An 18,065-nucleotide genomic window follows, 5' to 3' on the forward strand; every position below is an offset into this window, starting at 1 on the left:
TGCTAACCCCATGCTGGGATCTGAACTAGCAATTACAAAACCACTGTTCGGGTATAAAGATAGCATACAAACCTTAATGTGACAACCTTTTACCGTGGTCTCTTAACGATTTTTACTTTCTTTTTCGTTCAATTAGGTGTAACGGGGTTCCGGTAAAGTCAAATGCTTCACGAATTTGATTTTCAAGATACCGTTCATACGAGAAGTGCATCAACTCGGGATCATTTACAAAAATCACAAATGTAGGCGGTTTGACCGCAACCTGCGTTGCATAGTACACCCGCAACCGCCGCCCGTTCTCTGTCGGGGTGGGGTTATGCGCAATTGCGTCCATTAAAACGTCGTTGAGAACGGCCGATTGAATCCGCCGGGAGTGGTTCTGATCCACCTGCTTAATTAAGGCAGGGAGCCGATTTAACCGCTGATGGGTCTTGGCGGAAACAAACACAATTGGCGCGTAACTTAGGTACTGAAACTCTTCACGGATCGTTTGCTCAAACTGATGCATGGTATAACCGTTCTTTTCAACGGTATCCCATTTATTCACCACAATGATAATCCCGCGCCCAGCCTCATGCGCGTAGCCAGCCACGTGCTTATCCTGTTCACGAATTCCGGTTTCAGCATCCAGGACAACCAAGACCACATCAGACCGATCAATCGCCTGCATTGCCCGGAGCACGGAATACTTTTCAGTGTTTTCGTATACTTTCCCCTTCTTCCGGATTCCGGCCGTATCAATCATCGTATACTCGGTTCCAGCGGGCGCAACAAACTTCGTATCAATCGCATCCCGCGTTGTCCCTTCAACGCTTGAAACAATCACCCGGTTCTCCCCAAGAATTGCGTTTACCAGGGATGATTTACCAACATTCGGCCGGCCAATCAGGCTAAACTTAATTGACTGGTCGTCAACCTGCTTTTGGTCATCAGGAAAGGCCTGACAGACCTTATCCAGTAAGTCCCCAATTCCAATCCCGTGGGTTCCGGCAACTGGAACGGGGTCCCCAAAGCCTAGTGAGTAGAAATCATAAATCTCGTTTCGGAGTTCCGGATTATCAACCTTATTAACGGCTAAAAGAACCGGTTTATCAGCCTGATAAAGAATCTTCGCAACGCGTTCATCAGCGTCAGTTACCCCTTCCTTGATACTCGTCACGAAAACAATTACGTCCGCCTCATCAATCGCAATTTTGGCTTGTTCGGTAATCTGGGTTAAAAATGGCTCGTCGCCAATATCAATCCCACCAGTGTCAATAATATTAAATTTTCGTCCTAACCATTCACCGTGAGCATAAATTCGATCCCTGGTAACTCCGGGAGTATCCTCCACAATTGCAATTCGTTCCCCAGCAATTCGGTTAAAAATCGTCGACTTCCCGACATTCGGCCGGCCAACAATCGCTAGCGTAGGGTTTGCCATCATAATCCCTCCTTCACTATATAAGGTGCAATAAAAAAGCTGGTTCAACAGCGAGCCGCTCCTGAACCAGCCTAAATTTACGCTTGAATACGCTTAGTTGTTCTTCTTTAACTCATCACCGATTAAGTCACCAAGTGTAAAGCCCGTACTTTCTTCCGGAAGATCAACGCGCTCGTCCCGGTATGCCCGACGGCTTCCCCGGTTATTGCTACTGTTATCTTCCTCAGAAGCAGGCTTTTCCTGAAGCGCCTTGATTGACAGAGCTAACCGGTGATCTGCAGCGTTGACACTGAGAACCTTAACCTTAACCTTCTCACCAGAAGTTAGCACTTCATTCGGCGTCGCGATGTGCTTATGAGAAATCTGGGAGATATGAACTAACCCTTCAACCCCAGGAAAGACTTCAACGAAGGCCCCAAAACTTGTCAGGCGCTTAACGGTCCCGTCAAGAACGTCCCCTTCAGCAACCTTCTGGTCAATGTCATCCCATGGCTGCGGGAGCGTCTGCTTGATTGACAGTGAAACCCGTTCCTTTTCAGGATCAACAGAAAGAACCTTAACCTTAACATCCTGGCCAACCTTCAGCACATCTGATGGCTTGTCAACCCGTTCAAAGGCGATCTCTGAAACGTGAACCAACCCATCAACCCCACCAAGGTCAATGAAGGCGCCAAAATTGGTTAACCGGGCAACTTTCCCTTCAACGATGTCGCCAGCAACCAACTTGCTAAGCGTTTCCTTCTTCTGTGCTTCCCGCTGTTCATGAGCGATTTCCTTATGAGAAAGGATTAGCCGGTTTTCGCTCGGTTCAATTTCGATAATCTTCAGTTCAAGTTCCTGACCCTTAAACTGGTTAAGGTCAGCAACATAGTGGTCTGAAACCATTGATGCAGGAATGAAACCACGAACGCCAGCATCAACAACTAAACCACCCTTAACAACCTGTGTAACAGGAGCCTTGATGATTTCGCCAGCTTCGAATTTCTTTTCAATTTCGTCCCACACCTTCCGGGCTTCGAGACGCCGCTGTGACAGCAGATAGCTGCCGCCTTCTTTGTCAGAACCGATCTTGGAGATAACGACGAGGTCGTAAACATCCCCTACCTTGACCTTATCCTGAATCTCGTCCGGCTTAAGGTTGAACTCCTTAGCAGGAACAACGCCCTCAACGCCGGTATTTTCGATCCCGACAATCGCTTGGTTTGAATCGTCAAAGGCAAGAACTTCCCCCTTAACAACTTCACCAACCTTAACTTCATGTACGCTATTCAAAGCTTCTAACAAATCCTTGTTTGCTTCTGTCTCACTCATGGACTGTGTCCTCCTTAACGACTAACTCTAGACTATATCTTATCTTATTTCGCGTCACACTTCAAACATAATTTACAAATTTATTAAGCAGTCGCTTTCCGAACGATTTCCAAGATCCGCTCAACAACCTGATTAATCCCCATGGCAGTTGTATCTACAGTTATCGCATCCGAAGCCTTGGTTAATGGCGAAATCTTCCGCGTTGAGTCTTTCTTATCCCGGGCCGCAATCTCTTGTTCAAGCACGGCAAGCGGCGTTTCAATTCCCTTCTCCTGGTTTTCCTTAAACCGCCGGAGTGCCCGTTCATGAACACTAGCTTCAAGGAAAATCTTTACTGCCGCGTGCGGGAGAACCGTCGTTCCAATATCGCGACCATCCATCACAATACCACCATCCGCGGCAATTTCTTGCTGTCGTTGGGTAAGATCAGCCCGCACACTTGGTTGGGCCGCAACCACTGATACATTATTGGTAATCTTCGAAAGACGAATCGTCCGCGTAACGTCCGTACCGTTAACAATCACTCGCTGCTCTGGTTCTCCGGGAATAAACTTCAGTTTCATTGTAGGAAGCATCGCCTTCAGCGCAGCGTCATCATCAAATGCAATCCCCGCTTGTTGGGCCGCATAGGTCGTTGCCCGGTACATTGCTCCCGTATCACAGTATACGTACCCTAACTTACGGGCAATAATCCTCGCGACCGTACTCTTTCCGGCCGATGCTGGTCCATCAATTGCAATTTGTATCTTTTTCATTGTTTCCTCCGTTCAATAATAAAAGGTTGCGGTGTTCCGGACACCCCAGCCTTAATCCATCATTAATTTACCCTTAGCTTTCCGGTTATTCCCGGACCCGAACCTGCTGCCCTGGGCTTAGCGTCGTTAAACCAGGGTTAAGCTGCTTTAACTGAGCAACCGTTAAACCATGATTGACCGCCACCCGGTACATCCCCTGGCCTGCTTGAACGGTAGCGTACTCACCGCCACTCTGCTGCGCGCTGTTCTGGGGTTGCTGTTGGGAACTAGCCACAACTGATTGTGCACTTTCCTGGGTTGTTTTATGGTGATACTTTATGCTTTTAGGTTTGCTCGCCGTTTTTTTATCACCATGAACCCGAGAGCTTACCGCCACCCGTGGCGCTTGCTTCTGAGCTGCTGCCGAATGCTGTGAAACAAAATACAGGGCAATGGTTCCAACAATAATCACCACAAAAATTACTAACAGTGACGTCGTAATCATCGTATTATTCCGCGTATTTCGCCGACTCACCGTTCGGGAGTAATTACCCGCTTCATCCCGGTTTCCTTCAAAATTACTTTCCCATGGTTTTTTCTCGTGCTGGTGTTGATCATTCTGCGCCATCAACAATGCCTCCTCAGCTTTGCTAACTGCTATTCTACCATAGAATTAGTACCCGATTTCTTAAAGATTAAATAACTGTTGCAGAATTGCCGCGTATCCCGATTGCACGGTAGGTTCCGTTACAGTTTGACGGGTGACCATTCCCAGCTGTTCTGGAGTAACCGGGCTATTCATCGGTGCACAACACCGGTCCGTGTGCGTAATTTTGGTTTGTTCCCCAAAATAGTCCGTAATAAACTGGTGGCGACAACCGGTTGTTTGGACGTATTCCATCATTGCCCGAAGAGCCCGCTGCTTCTCTTGCCGCCGGTGGTCAAAGTACGTCGTAATCGCTGCTGGCCGCATTCCAACCCCCAACAACGTCCGCACTAGCTCTGTTTGTTCGTCACGAAAGAAACGCTCCTCGTGCTGATGTTCAGCTAAAAACTGCACTTCAGCCGGTGGCAACAGGTTCGCCGTCCCCAACCGCTGCTGAATGGTTTCATCGCCCGTTTGATACAGTAAAACTGCCAAACTTTGCTTCCCATCCCGACCAGCCCGCCCAATTTCTTGCACGTAGCTCTCAAGGTCGGCAGGAAGATGGTAATGGATAACGTACCGAATATCTTCCTTATTCACTCCCATCCCAAACGCACTCGTTGCACACACAACGTCAAGTTGGTGGTGTAAAAACTGCTGCTGAATAACTGCCCGGTCAGCGCTCGTCCGGTCCGCATGGTACGCAGCAGCCTGAATGCCCGCCTGCTGTTCTAACATGCAAGCAACCTCATTTGCCCGCCGCTTACTTGCAAAATACACCAACCCCGGGCCCTGAAAAGCCCGAACTAAGTCAACGAGCCGCTCCTCCTTAATTTTTTCGCTTTCAACCGCCTCAACTGCAAGAAAAATATTGGGCCGGTCCACGGAATGAACCTGAACGCTGGGATTACTCAAGTGCAATGTTTTTACAATATCCTGCTGCACCCGGGGAGAAGCAGTTGCTGTTAGTGCAAGGGTAGTTGGATCTCCCAATGCATGCCGCACCTGCCCTAACCGCCGGTAATCCGGTCGAAAGTCAGGGCCCCACTGTGAAATACAGTGGGCTTCGTCCACCACAAAGAGAACCGGATGCAACGCTTTAAGCCGGCGAATAATTGTTGGCTGCACCGCCATTTCCGGAGCAAGGTAAATAAACCGGTTAGCCGCAAGGGTTTTTAAGGCTAATACCCGCTCCTGCCGAGTAAGCGTTGAGGTTAGCGCCACTACCCGTTTTTCACCCGCTGCACGGAGCTGTTCAACCTGATCTTGCATCAATGATAACAACGGCGAAACGATAATAACCGGCCGCCCCATCATCCGCCCAATAAACTGGTAGCATAACGACTTCCCCGTTCCGGTTGGCAAAACTGCGAGGGTATCGTTTCCCCGTAACACCGCCTGAATCACCGCTAATTGCCCCGGTCGAAACGTATCAAAATCAAACAGCTGGTTTAACTGCGCCGTTAACGCCACTTCACTCGTGTTCACGCCGCCACCTCCTAATCTGGTAAAGCCGAAATTCCGGAAAAGTAATGGTTTCATCCGCTGCCACCACATCTCGGTAAGCCCAATGAACGTAGTCTGCTGGCGCTAGCTGATCTAACTGAGCGCTTCGCGCCGCACTTAATAGCTGCATTACCGGAAAATCCGGTTGGTATAATGCAAGCATTACCGCATGATCAGCCACCGTACTCATTTTTAAATGCCGCCGCCGGGCAATCGTTGCAAGAGACATCCCGGAAGTGATCATTCTCCCCGTTGTTACCAGTGATGGGGCTAGTTCTGGCCGCCGAAACGGTGTCATTAACGCTGCTCCCGCCGGCCACTTTTGCCACCGTTGCCATAGCGCAAGGGCAACGTTTTGATCATTCACTTGAACATCTTGAACGGTTAACTGTGTCGTCGCTCGCTGGGCAATCGTGTGTCCGTAGTACCCATGACCAACCAATCCTTGCGCATAACAGTCTGCCTGGTTAGTAGGAAATGTCTTCAAAACAGCAGCAAGGGATAACTGGAGGACATCCCGAAGTTCGCCAAGCGAATGGCCAGCGCGCAACCACTGCTTCAGCGTTACCTTAAACTGCAACCGGTCAGTCGCCACAACGTACTTAACGTTATGGTAACTTGCCTCGGAAGCAACCTGCACTAAAAAACGTACCATCTGGGTCCAATCAGCCACCGCGACCTGCCGAAATAGTTCAGGCGTTGTTAAAACAAGGCGGTGGGCAACCACTTCCTGGCGCTTACGGTTGCCTTTAGGAGTCAAAAACAATTCATCGTCCTGGACACGCACTAACCCTTGGTGCTGGTCCCGCCGTAAAGCCGCAGTAAACTGCTGCTCATCGAGGTGCGGAATGGTATTTTGCCAATCAAGCAGCCCGTAAATCATTGCCCAAAAGAGTGTTGAACTCGTCGCCTGGTTACGTACCAATTTTCGAATCACCGCCGGGCGCCTGCCCTGAGTAGCACTAAAGAAAAATAACCACGCTGACGCCATTACTGCACCTCCGTTCAACTAATGATAATAGCTAGTACCACCATACCACCGGTCCTTCCGGGTGAAAAGCGCAAAAAAAGAAGCCTCAACCCTCGTCGAAGCTTCTCATTTATTTTAAACTAATGGTGCTTAGTACTTAACAATGAAGTCAGCCTTTGCCCCGTTACTTTCAATTAGCTGCTTGTTGTTGTTTAAAGCAACCTGAACCATGTTCCGCACAGCCGTCGTCGTGTAGAAGGCAATGTGTGGTGAAACAAGGATCCGGCCATCTTCAACCATGCCTTTCAGCACGTCATCCGGAATAGCATCAAAACTCCCGAAGTCGTTGTTAAACTTCCCAACTTCGTCTTCGTACGTGTCCAGCGCAGCCCCACTTAGTTTACCACCGTGAACGGCCTTCAGTAGTGCTTCAGTATCAACTAGTTCACCCCGGGCCGTGTTAATGACAATAGCACCATCCTTCATCTTAGCGATGGAATCGGCGTTAATCATGTGGTAGTTGTCCTTGGTAGCTGGGGCGTGCAGGTCAATAACGTCAGCTTGCGCGAATAATTCGTCCAGCGTATCAACGTATAACCCCTGCTTTTCAATGTCAGGGTTGTGGAACAGATCGTAAGCAATTACCTTGCAGCCAAATCCCTGGAAGTACTGAATTGCAAACCGGCCAATCCGACCCGTAGCAACTACCCCAATGGTTTTTTCATTCAGCTCATCGGCAATCTCTGGTGCCCACATAAAGTTTCCGTTACGCATCTTCGCTTCGTACTGCTTAGTGTTCCGCAGTAACCGAAGTGCCTGGGTAACTGAAAATTCAGCAATCGCTTCCGGTGAGTATCCCGGAACGTTTGTCAGCACGATATTGTTCCGCTTAACAGCGTCAAAATCAATGTTATCAATTCCCACATTCCGCAGTGACCAGAACTTAATGCCGTTTGCCCCCATTGCATCAATCAGTTCCGCCGTGTACGGCTTCTGCTGGTATGAAACTAATCCATCAAAACCCTTGCACTGGTCAACGGTGTCCATCGTTAACAGTTCCTGAACAATCTTAACCTCAACGTCACTGTGTGCCTGCTTCCATTCGTCAACGTACGGGATTTCGTCGTCACGAATACCATAGGCAATAATCTTCATGTGAAACTCCTCCTTAATTTAATCACCCGTATTATACCATTGTTTAACAAAGTTTGAGCGCTTATTTTAAAAACTATTGCTTCACTTCGATGGTGTAGCGCATCTGAGCTAAATCCGCGGTGAGAATCGCCCGGGCCGTCTTAGCTTGATTCATGCGCGTTACCTGCATTGTATGATCGTCCACCGCCACCGCTGTAATTGTGCCTTCTAAATCAAATGCCGCGCAACTGTTCCGCAATTCTAACAACCGCAGCACCTTCTGCACCACTGGTCGCCGCAATTCCGCGTGTACCTCATCAAGCGTGTAGAAGTGACGATTGATGTCCCGGCCCTCCCGGGTTTGTTCAACGAGAGTCGTATCGTTCTTACCGGCTAACAACCCCACGTAGTATACCTGCGGAATTCCCGGAGCAAATATCTGAAGAGCCCGGGCACACAGGTACGCCGCATCGTTATTTCCCGTTGCTGAGTAATACGTCGTGTTTAACTGGTAAATATCAAGGTTATGGTACTTCGCACTCGAATATGCCCGTTTGACGTTCGCCCCAACCTTATACAACTGGTCAACGGTATAATCTAGTTCATCATCAGTTAGGATGTCTTTCCCGTCAACCACCCCAATACCATCATGAGTATCCAAAGTCGTAAACTGGTACATATCCGCCTGGTTAAACCAGTCAACCAGTGTTTTTACCTTGTGGGAATACAGGGCATGCAGGGTAATAATTGGAAGAACGAAGTCATAGCTAAAGTATCCATGGGCGTGCATTTTCTCGTTATACGTATAGTTCTCGTGGATTTCTGGTAACAGGGTTACGTCCGTTCCCATGAGCATTTCCTTAATCCGATCTAGCAGGTGCCACGTCTCTGGTTCAACGAAGAAATCACTGGTTCCTAACTTCTTAACAGCGTATGCAAAGGCATCAAGCCGGATGATGCTGGCACCATGCTGGATAAGGTGCTTTAGGTTTTGTTTAATAAAGCGCATCGTCGTTTCCGTCCGAACATCCAGATCCATTTGCTGGTCGCCAAACGTATTCCAGATTTTTTCGGTAGTTCCATCCGCAAACCGTACCGGCATAAAAGGCGCCTTATCCTTTCGCTTGTAAATTTGGTCAACATCATCCTTAGTTGGCCTGCCCGCTGGCCAAAACTGATCCCAACTCAAAAACAAGTCCGCAAACTTAGACTCCCGGTGATGGGCCACAAAATCCTGAAACTCCGGCGACTTAGGCGAAAGGTGATTCACCATGAAATCAAACATTAGGTAGTGGTTTTGCGCCAACCGTTCCACGTCCGCCCACGTTCCAAACTGCGGATCAACCTCATATCGGTACGGCGCGAACCCCGCATCCCCGCTTGAATAGTAAAATGGCAGAATATGAACGCCGCCAAAAGCTTTGGCAAGGGGCCCCGTAAGTAACCGGGTTAAATCAGCAAGGTTGGCTCCCATTCGGTTCGGGTAAGTAATTAACATCGCTTTATTTTCAAATTTCAAAGTAATCACTCTTTCTTAAACACTTTTTTGTGTTTAGTATAACGCTTTCATTTAATTCTGCAATATTTTACCGGAAAAACCGCGCCAAACATTCAGCTTAACTGGCTTTTTCCCCTTCATTAGAAACCACGCTATCTAAAACAATAAAAGAGGCGCGCCCAAGCACAACCTCTTCTAATCCATCTTCTTTTGAACTGCCTTCGTTGTTTCACGCATCCTTAGCTCGCCCCGAAGCGTAATTTGTTCGGGAATAACCTGCGCCGTTGTAAGTTGCTGGTAAAGAAGCGACACTGCCCGCCGGCCCAACTCAAGGGTAGGAAGCTTTGCCGTCGAAAGTCGTGGAACGAGGTACCGAGCATAATCCAGATCGTCAAAACTTAAAATTTCAAGGTCAGCGGGGACCCGGATATGCAAATCCGCCACCGCTCGTAATGCCCCCAGTGCCAACGGATCAGAGGCAATTAGGAGCGCCTTAATCTCAGGAGATGCGGTCAAAAGCTGGCGGGCTGCTCTATAACCAAACGCAGGATCCCACGCTCCTAAAATATTATAGACGGGTTGCTGTGTTTGCTGACAAAAACGGCGGTACTCCGCCAACCGACCACCAGCAATCTCTACACCCAACTTTCCCGCTAGCGTCATCCCTCGAACCGTATTTCCGATAAAACCGACTGGTGTAACGTTACGAGCCGTAAAGACCATGAGTGCATCCCGGGTCATCGCTGCCAAGTCAACTCCCACGGCCGGATAATCCGCTGTTACCACCTGGTTATCAATTAAAACAACGTGAATATTTCGGGCCGCAATGGTGGCTACCGCTTCTTGTGCAATCGAGCCAATCATAATAACCCCTGCGTACTTTTCAATGTCCGGCATCTCCGGACCTTCCGGCAACCTATAAATGGTCTTAACACTTAACCCGTTTTCCCGGGCGGCTGTGGTAATTCCGGTCATAATGACCTTAAAATAATCATCATAGACCTCATCTTTTTCTGCCACAGCTGTAATAACGCACAGTGAATTAATCCATTTTTTCCCGGGTCCTCGTTTACCAGGAACGCAGTGATACTGCGCTGCAAGGGTCTGAATCCGTTGTTTGGTTGCCGGGGCAACCGCCAGTGTCGGATCATGATTCAAAACCCGCGAAACAAGTCCCGGAGAAACACCGGCTAACCGGGCAAGTTGCCGCATACTAACCATTGTTCATCCTCCTATAGGTTTGGGGCCATCTTAAACGTTAACCGGGAAAATTCGGTTCCCCGTGCGACTAATTCCAAAATAAAGTCCAGCGTGTGTTCGTTGAAGTGGATCGCAATAGCGTGGTTTTGTTTGGTTAGGTACGTTGTTAACGCCGCCCCAGTTATTCGGCCCTCCTTGTCAACTTGACGAATCCTAGCGTGCGCCCACTGCGTTAATTCATTCTGGTAATCCAAGTCATCCTGAATAAACTCGTCGTAGTGCGCTTCAACCAACATCGCCAGTGTTTCATACAACCAGTACGGAAGCACATGCCGACTTAACAAAACGATCCATACTAATCACTCCATTAACTACTATAATTGTTTTTATTCTAGCGCAAATTTCGCGTTAACGTCACGGGTTCATAAAACCGGTGACGGAGTCGCAGTTAACGTCCCCTTCACCGGTTATGATTTACTATCCTATTACTCTTCTAACTGGTGACACTCCCGCAAAACCCACCGGGCAGTGTAGTGATATAAAACCGCAAAGCAGCCTCCCACGATTACTCCCTTAATCAGGTTAAACGGAATAATCCCAAACAACACTAGCTTAGGAAGCGGCAACGCAAGACGCATTCCAATCACGTTAATATATAACGGCGTTAACACCAGCCAGTTGGCCAAGGCCATCACAACAGTCATCACTACCGTTCCGGTTACCAATGCCAGCCCCTCTCGCATCCAGGAAGGCTTTCCACATCGCACGCATGGCCGCATCGTCCAATAAAACGGTAAGCAAAATGACAATGCCGCCAACACATTACTTAAAACCCCAATCAAATGACCAACCGAGGGGCCCGTTAAAACAAAGTACACGGCCGCTTGCAGGAAAACTACCCCACACCCCCACTGTGGTCCTAAAACAAAGAATCCAAATAGAATCGGAATCAATGCTAAATCAACTTTAAGGTACGGAACAATTGGAATAATCGTAAACGAAAAATACAACAGTAGATAAGCAATGCACGCTAGGCACGCGGTGAGCGTAAAGCGTTGCAAATAACGATGATGACGCACTGCGCATCCCTCCATATTAATTTATTTAATATCGGACTGCTTATCCCCGTTGAAATCGAACTTGTGAATTCTCTCCCATCCAGACTATACTGTCGATACTGGAATTCCACCAGTCTTGTCGTCGGCATGACGGCTTGTGGACTATCACCACCGGTCGGGATTTACGCCCTGTCTCGAGAATAAACACTCTAATATTCTACCCATAATTTACCACATCTAGAAACCGCTGTCAGCATTAATTTGTGAATTACTCGACATTTTTCCTAAGAGTTTGTAACTCCCGGTGAGTCAACGGCCGGTACTGGCCCGGTGCTAACCCCTGATCAGTGAGCGGCCCGTACGCCGTCCGGCGCAGCTTTACCACCGGATGCCCCACAGCTTCAAGCATTCGTTTTACCTGATGGTAACGGCCCTCGTGAATTGTTAAACTAACAACGGCATGCTGCTGGTCAGAATCATAGTTAATTACATGCACCCGCGCCTTTGCAGGGCGGCGATCATCAATCCGTACCCCATGTCGTAGTCGTTCCAGTTCTGCGTTCGTAGGAACCCCCAAAACCTTTGCTACGTATGTCTTATTAACCCCGTAACGGGGGTGCATTAACTGATTTGCTAACGTTCCGTCATTAGTTATAACAAGAATACCCGTTGTGTCGTAATCAAGCCGGCCAACTGGGTATACCCGTTCCTTGACCGCAGTAAAGTAATCGGTAACTACTCGGCGGTTACGGTCATCCTTTGCAGCAGTGATCACCCCGCGTGGCTTGTTGAACACATAATACACCTTTTTTTCCCGGTCAATTGCCTTGCCATCAACCGTGATTACGTCACTAGGAGTAACCTTCGTCCCTAACGTTGTCACCTGCTGACCATTAACCGCCACCCGTCCCGCTTGAATTAGGCGTTCACTTGCCCGCCGGGATGCAACTCCAGCAGCAGCCATTACTTTTTGTAATCGTTCAGGCATCCTGATCATCCTCCTCATCTGTCAGCGCTGCATTAAAAAGGGTCATATATTGATTAGAACTCTCACCGTTCAACGCATCATCCTCAACGGGAAGTGGTGGCAAGTCCGTAAGGGCAGTCAACCCAACATAGTTTAAAAACGCGGGTGTTGTTCCGTACTGGGCAGGCCGCCCCGGCGCATCAAGCCGACCGATAACTGCGATTAGGCCCCACGCTTGAAGTTTCTGCAACATTGTGCTCGCCCGCACTCCCCGGACTCCTTCAATCTCAACCCGCGTAATTGGTTGCCGGTAAGCAATAATGGCCAGGGTTTCAAGGGCTGCAGGCGAAAGAGTCGCCATTGCGGGCGCTTCAAAGTAACGGCGAACAACGGTAGCAACACCCGGTTTAGTAACCAACCGGTACCTGTCTTCCGCATGAATTAGGGTCAAACTCCCGTTTCGGTCTGCTGAATATTTCTGCTCCAAGCGCGCCAACTGTTCCAAAACTGCCGGCTTTAAGATTCCAACCAGTTGCGCTAGTTCCGTTACCGTAATTCCGTCGTCTCCGCTCACGAAGAGCAGGGCTTCAATCTTTGCTTGGTTTGTTGCCATGCCGTCCCTCACTTATCATAATTGGTCCGTAGTTTTCCGCTTGCTCAGCAACCACGTCCTGTCGCCGCATCAATTCAAGGAGTGCCATAAAAGTTGTTACGTATTGTTCAGGGGCCGCCGTTGACGAAAAGAGCATCATAAACTCTACTTTATGGCAGCGCCTAAGCCGTTGCCGTAAGTAAGTCATTTGGTGCTTAACGGTATAGCGTTCCCGCTTTACCTGCCGGGGTTGGCGGCTAAGACGCCGGTTAACTGCCCGCTGTGTCATTTTCAGCATTACTTGCTGCATCTGAGTAAGAATATCGCTCCCTGCAGGGGCCAGTTGCCCTAAGTGAGCGTCTGCTGGTAAAGCAGCTTCCGGCCTACCATACTCCCCACTCCGTTTTTCGACCAGCGCTCCTAACTCGGCAGCTGCCCGTTGAAACTGCTGGTGAACAACCAGTTGATTTACCAATTCTACCCGGGGGTCCTCCTCTTCTTCCGGTTCATCCTGTGCATGTTGCTGGGGAAGAAGCATCCGACTTTTAATGTTAACAAGCGTGGCCGCCATAACTAAATACTCCCCAGCAATGTCAAGCCGCAGTTCCTTCATTTGGTGCAAATAAGCGACATACTGGGAAGTAATTTTAGCAACAGGAATATCATAAATATCCACTTTATTTTTTTTAATAAGATGGAGCAGCAGGTCAAGCGGCCCCTCAAATTGCTCAAGCTTAAGGGTTAGCGCCGCTGGGACCTGCTGCGAATTATCATTCTTCTTACTACTCATTAGTTTGCTTTTCCCACGCGGTAATTAGCCCTGACGTTGCAAAGTTCCCCATTACTTTATACTCAGGAAACCGGTTTGCTAGCGCCGTCAACATCTGAAACTGAACGTCCCGTGGCTCATTTGGCGTAACCGCTACCCGGCGAACCATGATTGTCCGGTTATCAGGGTTAATTTCCGTACCAATTACCGCACTAAAATTACCATTGTCATTTTTCCACAAAAATAGGTTCCGGTACTCATCCGCATCGTACCACGCCAATTCCTTTTTTAGGTGTGGAATCTCTTTTAATTCCGGAATAAACGATAGCAGACCCATCGCAACCTTCCTGTAATCATCCTTATACTTATACAACATCCTAGTCTCCCCCTAATCCTCCTAAACACATATGCTAGGGTAGCACACCTACGCCCTAATCGTCAAAAGGTGTCCGGAGCCGAATCGTCCCGTTATCCTGCTCAACTATCCCAGCCTTTAGAAGGTGCCCTAAAGCCCGTTTAAACTGTCCCTTGCTGATGCCAAAGTAGGAACGAATGGCTGCAGGCGAACTCTTATCACAATACGGTAGGGAATGCTCTGGCGTATGCTCCAAGGCAGCTTTTAGCATCGCCGCATCAGGTTCGATGGCTTCGTATGCCCGCGGTTTAACTGATAAGTTAAGAATTCCGTCGGGACGAACCCCAATTACCCGCGCCTGTAAGGTCGCCCCCAGGCGAGGTTCTTCATCCCATTCAGTAGGATGAATAAACCCCCGCACATAATCTTGCGTTAACACGTATGAACCGACTAGTTTGGGCTGGTAGACCGTTACGGTAACGTTTTGATTTCGCAACCGTTGGTCCCCTAAAACACTTACCTGACGAATTTGGTCAGCGGTAGCTAAGACTGCCCACATCCGGGCCTTATCATCCACCCGCAGAGCCACCAACAACCGGTCTCCCTGGCGCGGCCATAATCGCGAAACTGTCGGTAAATCATCGAGAGAAACCACTACATCTTTATTCGGTAACCCAACATCTACAAAGACACCAAGGTCACGTCTGCTCGCAACTACCGTTCCCCACGCATACCGGTCAATCCCACTTTTCGGGGCCGTTTTCGTTAGCTGCAACTGGTGAGCTGCGTTTTCATACGCAAATCCCGTGATTAGTGCCCCCCTTGAGGGAACTGAATGTAATTCGGTTTTAGCGAGCCGAAACGTTTCTCCGGCTGCTTGTGCAAAGATAAAGCGGTCGTTTTCATCCGTAACCCTTGCCTGAATCGTCCGACCAATTAAATCAACTAACATTCCATTCATCCCTCCCATTAAACTGTAAGGTGTAACAGTGTGATAATGCAGTAGGTAATTCCACTGGCAATTACCGGTCCTGCGGCAATTCCCCGCATAAACACTACTCCAATAATTGTCCCAAATACCAGGGCAACGGTAATTTCCGGTGATGCTGCTAGTAACCCAACCCCGTGCTTTGACAAAATTGCTACCAGTGCACCGCATCCCACTGCAATCCAACCAACCGGCGACTTCATCACCCGAAATAGATCCTCAAAAGTAATCCGGCCCGTCGCAATTGGTACTAAAATGGCAATGGAAATTATCGTTACCCCCCAATTAATTCCCCGAGCGTCAATCACCTGCATTAACCGTCCACTAAACGGAATAGCCTTCAGTACCAAGACAACCACTGCTGCCACCGTTAAGGATGTATTTTTACTCAAAAAGGCTACCGCCAAAATTACTAATAAAAATAACCAACTTTCCACGTTCCACCCTCCATTAATAAATACGGCAAGAACCGCCATACTAACTATTGTGATTTTCCATGTCGCTTCCCATTATCCATAATTCACTAAGAACCAGCAAGCACCCCCGCCGTTCTTTTAGCAAACAAATGTTACAATTAGTGGTTAGAGAAAATAATTGAGAAACGGAGTAACCCGCATGGCAATCTATGTTTACCAAGATAATCGGGGAAACGTCCCCTTCACTACGTGGTATAAAAAAATCAAAGAAAAGGATCCCAGTATCTACCGGAAGGTGAATTCCATGCTTAAGCAAATGGAAGCTCAAACGCTGCCCCTTACCAGACCAACCGTAAAACGCATGATTCTCCGGCTACCATACCGACACCTGTACAAAATTCGGCTTGGAAAATACCGGTTAATGTTTTTGGCTCAGGATGGAGATTATACTCTCATGCACGCATTCCGCAAAACTACGCAGAAAACCCCTGATAAGGAAATTCATAAGGTCGACCGGGAAATCAAACATCTCCAAAAACTTACGCTCACCTCTCAACTCCTTAATTAGCTGACAACACAAAAACTCCCGAAGATTGGTCGTCACCATCTTCGGGAGTTTTCTTATCCCTAAGCAAGTGCACCGCGTGCACTTCCTAGATCAAGATTCACATTAAATTGAGCTTGAAGCGCCGTCGTAAACAACACCCCGCCGTGAGTCAACCGTAATTAGCTGACCATCGTTCAAAATGTTGGTTGCGTCCTTCGCACCAACAACTACCGGAATTCCCATTGAAATTCCGACAACGGCCGCATGAGAGGTCAATCCACCGTTTTCAACAACCAGTGCAGATGATTTTTCAATGGCCGGTAAGTAATCCTTATCCGTGTTCTTCGTAACAAGAATTCCGCCCTCAACGGCTTTCTTGTTAGCTTCATCGGCTGACGTTGCAACAACTGCCTTACCAATTACAGTCTCTTCGCCAACTCCCTGGCCATCAACCAACTTAGAAGCAATCAGCTGAATCTTCATCAGGTTCGTGGTTCCTTCTTCACCGGCACCAGCCGTAATCAGGATCAAATCGCCATCCTTAGCAAAGCCTTGCTTCTTAGCTTCATCAGTTGCCAGACGGAAAATATCATCAGTTGAAGCTGGCTTGTCAGTAACAACCGGGTAAACGCCCCAGTTAACCATCAAACCACGCTGTGTCCGTTCGTCAAACGTCAGGGCAAGAATATCAGCATCTGGACGATACTTGGAAATCATCCGAGCAGTGTGTCCTGAACGAGTTGCGGCAACAATCGTCTTAATGTCCAGGTTCTTAGCTGCTTCAGCAACAGCCCGGCCAATTGTTTCCGTAACATCAGTCTTATCGAATTCTTCAAATGTCTGGTTACGGTGCTGCCGCAAGGCGTTTTCAGCCTTCACGTCGATCCGAGCCATCGTCGCAACGGATTCAACCGGGTAGTCCCCGTTAGCACTTTCACCTGAAAGCATCGTTGCATCCGTTCCATCAAAGACGGCGTTAGCAACGTCAGAAGCTTCAGCCCGCGTCGGACGTGGATGCTCTTCCATGGAATCAAGCATCTGCGTCGCTGTGATAACCGGCTTGCCCCATGCATTGCACTTCTTAATGAAGTCCTTCTGAACCAACGGCACGTTTTCTGGCGGAATTTCAACCCCCATATCACCCCGAGCAATCATTAATCCATCAGAAACCTTCATGATATCATCGAAGTTGTCGATTCCCTCTTGTGATTCAATCTTCGGGAAAATCTGAACGTGTTCCATGTGTTTTTCTTCGAGCAGTTCACGAATGTCCAGCACATCCTGCGGCTTCCGCACAAACGAAGCGGCGATGTAGTTGATTTCGTGATCAAGACCGAAGCGAATATCACTTGAGTCCTTTTCCGTAATCCCTGGCAGGTTAATTGAAACGCCAGGAGCATTAACTCCCTTCCGGGAACCTAAAACTCCTTCGTTAAGGACCTTGCAGACAAGCTCCTTGTTTGCGTCATCCTTCTTTTCAATTAACATGTCAATCAGACCGTCATCGAATAACACGTGACCACCCTCGTGGACGTCATCATACAACCCCGGGTAGGTAACGGCGATCTTCTCCTTGGTTCCTTCAAGGGAATCATCCATTGAAATCCGCACTTCATCCCCAATATGGAATGGAATCTTGCCATCCTTCTGAACGGTTGTCCGGATTTCAGCTCCCTTTGTATCCAACAGGATTCCGACCGTCTTGCCGGTCTTCTTCTCAGCTTCGTGCACCAGGTTTAACCGCCCCAGGTGTTCCTCATGGTCACCATGGGAGAAGTTAAACCGAAAAACATTCGCACCTGCTTCAATCAGCTTAACGATCGTATCGAGATCATTGCTGGCTGGTCCAAGAGTACTTACGATCTTGGTCTTTTTCATAAGTGAAATCGCTCCTTATTGAAATAATATAACGACTTTTATGTCAGTCATTACCGTTGATTTAGCGCGTATT

19 protein-coding genes and 1 riboswitch are annotated in these 18,065 nt (G+C 48.4%); of the genes, 1 reads left to right on the forward strand and 18 read right to left on the reverse strand.

All coding sequences use genetic code 11. The annotated features are described in order from the left end of the window. Window positions 1-112 precede the first annotated feature (112 nt). The 17 genes from der to ACI3EZ_RS01400 all read right to left on the reverse strand — a co-directional run bounded on the left by der (window position 113) and on the right by ACI3EZ_RS01400 (window position 15,588). The gene (der, locus tag ACI3EZ_RS01320; RefSeq protein WP_405023804.1) at window positions 113-1,423 is read right to left on the reverse strand and encodes a ribosome biogenesis GTPase Der; all 1,311 of its coding nucleotides are present in this window, start codon (window positions 1,421-1,423) and stop codon (window positions 113-115) included. A gap of 93 nt (window positions 1,424-1,516) precedes the next feature. Then, the gene (rpsA, locus tag ACI3EZ_RS01325; RefSeq protein WP_405023805.1) at window positions 1,517-2,734 is read right to left on the reverse strand and encodes a 30S ribosomal protein S1; all 1,218 of its coding nucleotides are present in this window, start codon (window positions 2,732-2,734) and stop codon (window positions 1,517-1,519) included. A gap of 83 nt (window positions 2,735-2,817) precedes the next feature. Next, complete coding sequence (gene cmk, locus ACI3EZ_RS01330) at window positions 2,818-3,489, reverse strand: (d)CMP kinase (protein ID WP_405025283.1); 672 nt, start codon at window positions 3,487-3,489, stop codon at window positions 2,818-2,820. 85 nt (window positions 3,490-3,574) lie between these two features. Beyond that, window positions 3,575-4,096 carry an SAG1386/EF1546 family surface-associated protein gene (locus ACI3EZ_RS01335; RefSeq protein WP_405025284.1) on the reverse strand — a complete coding sequence of 174 codons (522 nt, stop codon included), beginning with the start codon at window positions 4,094-4,096 and terminating at the stop codon, window positions 3,575-3,577. 60 nt (window positions 4,097-4,156) lie between these two features. Next, window positions 4,157-5,602, reverse strand: coding sequence for a RecQ family ATP-dependent DNA helicase (locus ACI3EZ_RS01340; RefSeq protein ID WP_405025285.1), 1,446 nt, complete (start codon window positions 5,600-5,602; stop codon window positions 4,157-4,159). Beyond that, window positions 5,589-6,611 carry a helix-turn-helix domain-containing protein gene (locus ACI3EZ_RS01345; protein WP_405025286.1) on the reverse strand — a complete coding sequence of 341 codons (1,023 nt, stop codon included), beginning with the start codon at window positions 6,609-6,611 and terminating at the stop codon, window positions 5,589-5,591. The genes ACI3EZ_RS01340 and ACI3EZ_RS01345 overlap by 14 nt, the downstream gene beginning before the upstream one ends. A 129-nt stretch (window positions 6,612-6,740) precedes the next feature. Continuing rightward, a complete protein-coding gene (locus ACI3EZ_RS01350; protein WP_405025287.1) occupies window positions 6,741-7,745 on the reverse strand; it encodes a D-2-hydroxyacid dehydrogenase in 1,005 nt (334 codons plus the stop codon). A 73-nt stretch (window positions 7,746-7,818) separates the two neighbouring features. Then, on the reverse strand, window positions 7,819-9,243 hold the full coding sequence (gtfA, locus tag ACI3EZ_RS01355; protein ID WP_405025288.1) for a sucrose phosphorylase: 1,425 nt from the start codon (window positions 9,241-9,243) through the stop codon (window positions 7,819-7,821). A gap of 174 nt (window positions 9,244-9,417) precedes the next feature. Continuing rightward, on the reverse strand, window positions 9,418-10,443 hold the full coding sequence (locus ACI3EZ_RS01360; RefSeq protein ID WP_405023812.1) for a LacI family DNA-binding transcriptional regulator: 1,026 nt from the start codon (window positions 10,441-10,443) through the stop codon (window positions 9,418-9,420). An 11-nt stretch (window positions 10,444-10,454) separates the two neighbouring features. Next, window positions 10,455-10,766, reverse strand: coding sequence for a hypothetical protein (locus ACI3EZ_RS01365; protein WP_405023813.1), 312 nt, complete (start codon window positions 10,764-10,766; stop codon window positions 10,455-10,457). A 141-nt stretch (window positions 10,767-10,907) separates the two neighbouring features. Next, complete coding sequence (locus ACI3EZ_RS01370; RefSeq protein ID WP_405023814.1) at window positions 10,908-11,501, reverse strand: ECF transporter S component; 594 nt, start codon at window positions 11,499-11,501, stop codon at window positions 10,908-10,910. A gap of 63 nt (window positions 11,502-11,564) precedes the next feature. Further along, window positions 11,565-11,686: riboswitch (FMN riboswitch) on the reverse strand. 62 nt (window positions 11,687-11,748) lie between these two features. After that, window positions 11,749-12,468 carry a pseudouridine synthase gene (locus tag ACI3EZ_RS01375; RefSeq protein WP_405023815.1) on the reverse strand — a complete coding sequence of 240 codons (720 nt, stop codon included), beginning with the start codon at window positions 12,466-12,468 and terminating at the stop codon, window positions 11,749-11,751. After that, on the reverse strand, window positions 12,461-13,060 hold the full coding sequence (gene scpB / locus ACI3EZ_RS01380) for an SMC-Scp complex subunit ScpB (RefSeq protein WP_405025289.1): 600 nt from the start codon (window positions 13,058-13,060) through the stop codon (window positions 12,461-12,463). The genes ACI3EZ_RS01375 and scpB overlap by 8 nt, the downstream gene beginning before the upstream one ends. Then, entirely contained in the window at window positions 13,035-13,829 is a 795-nt protein-coding gene (locus ACI3EZ_RS01385) for a segregation and condensation protein A (protein ID WP_405023817.1), read from the reverse strand. Before ACI3EZ_RS01385 ends, scpB begins: the two co-directional genes overlap by 26 nt. Continuing rightward, window positions 13,822-14,184 (reverse strand): N-acetyltransferase, encoded by a 363-nt coding sequence (locus ACI3EZ_RS01390; RefSeq protein WP_405023818.1) that lies wholly within the window; start codon window positions 14,182-14,184, stop codon window positions 13,822-13,824. The genes ACI3EZ_RS01385 and ACI3EZ_RS01390 overlap by 8 nt, the downstream gene beginning before the upstream one ends. Before the next feature lie 55 nt (window positions 14,185-14,239). Next, the gene (locus tag ACI3EZ_RS01395; protein WP_405025290.1) at window positions 14,240-15,115 is read right to left on the reverse strand and encodes a S1 RNA-binding domain-containing protein; all 876 of its coding nucleotides are present in this window, start codon (window positions 15,113-15,115) and stop codon (window positions 14,240-14,242) included. Between the two features lie 17 nt (window positions 15,116-15,132). After that, window positions 15,133-15,588 (reverse strand): DUF441 domain-containing protein, encoded by a 456-nt coding sequence (locus ACI3EZ_RS01400; RefSeq protein WP_405023820.1) that lies wholly within the window; start codon window positions 15,586-15,588, stop codon window positions 15,133-15,135. A gap of 178 nt (window positions 15,589-15,766) precedes the next feature. Here ACI3EZ_RS01400 and ACI3EZ_RS01405 point away from each other — a divergent pair, with 178 nt between their 5' ends. Further along, the gene (locus ACI3EZ_RS01405; RefSeq protein WP_405023821.1) at window positions 15,767-16,135 is read left to right on the forward strand and encodes a type II toxin-antitoxin system RelE/ParE family toxin; all 369 of its coding nucleotides are present in this window, start codon (window positions 15,767-15,769) and stop codon (window positions 16,133-16,135) included. A gap of 102 nt (window positions 16,136-16,237) precedes the next feature. On the opposite strand, the gene pyk is transcribed toward ACI3EZ_RS01405, so the two are convergent. Next, window positions 16,238-17,992, reverse strand: a complete 1,755-nt coding sequence (pyk, locus tag ACI3EZ_RS01410) for a pyruvate kinase (RefSeq protein WP_405023822.1) — start codon at window positions 17,990-17,992, stop codon at window positions 16,238-16,240. Window positions 17,993-18,065: the final 73 nt, after the last annotated feature.

This window comes from Ligilactobacillus sp. LYQ60 (assembly GCF_045033015.1).
In the GTDB taxonomy this organism is placed as follows: Bacteria; Bacillota; Bacilli; order Lactobacillales; family Lactobacillaceae; genus Ligilactobacillus.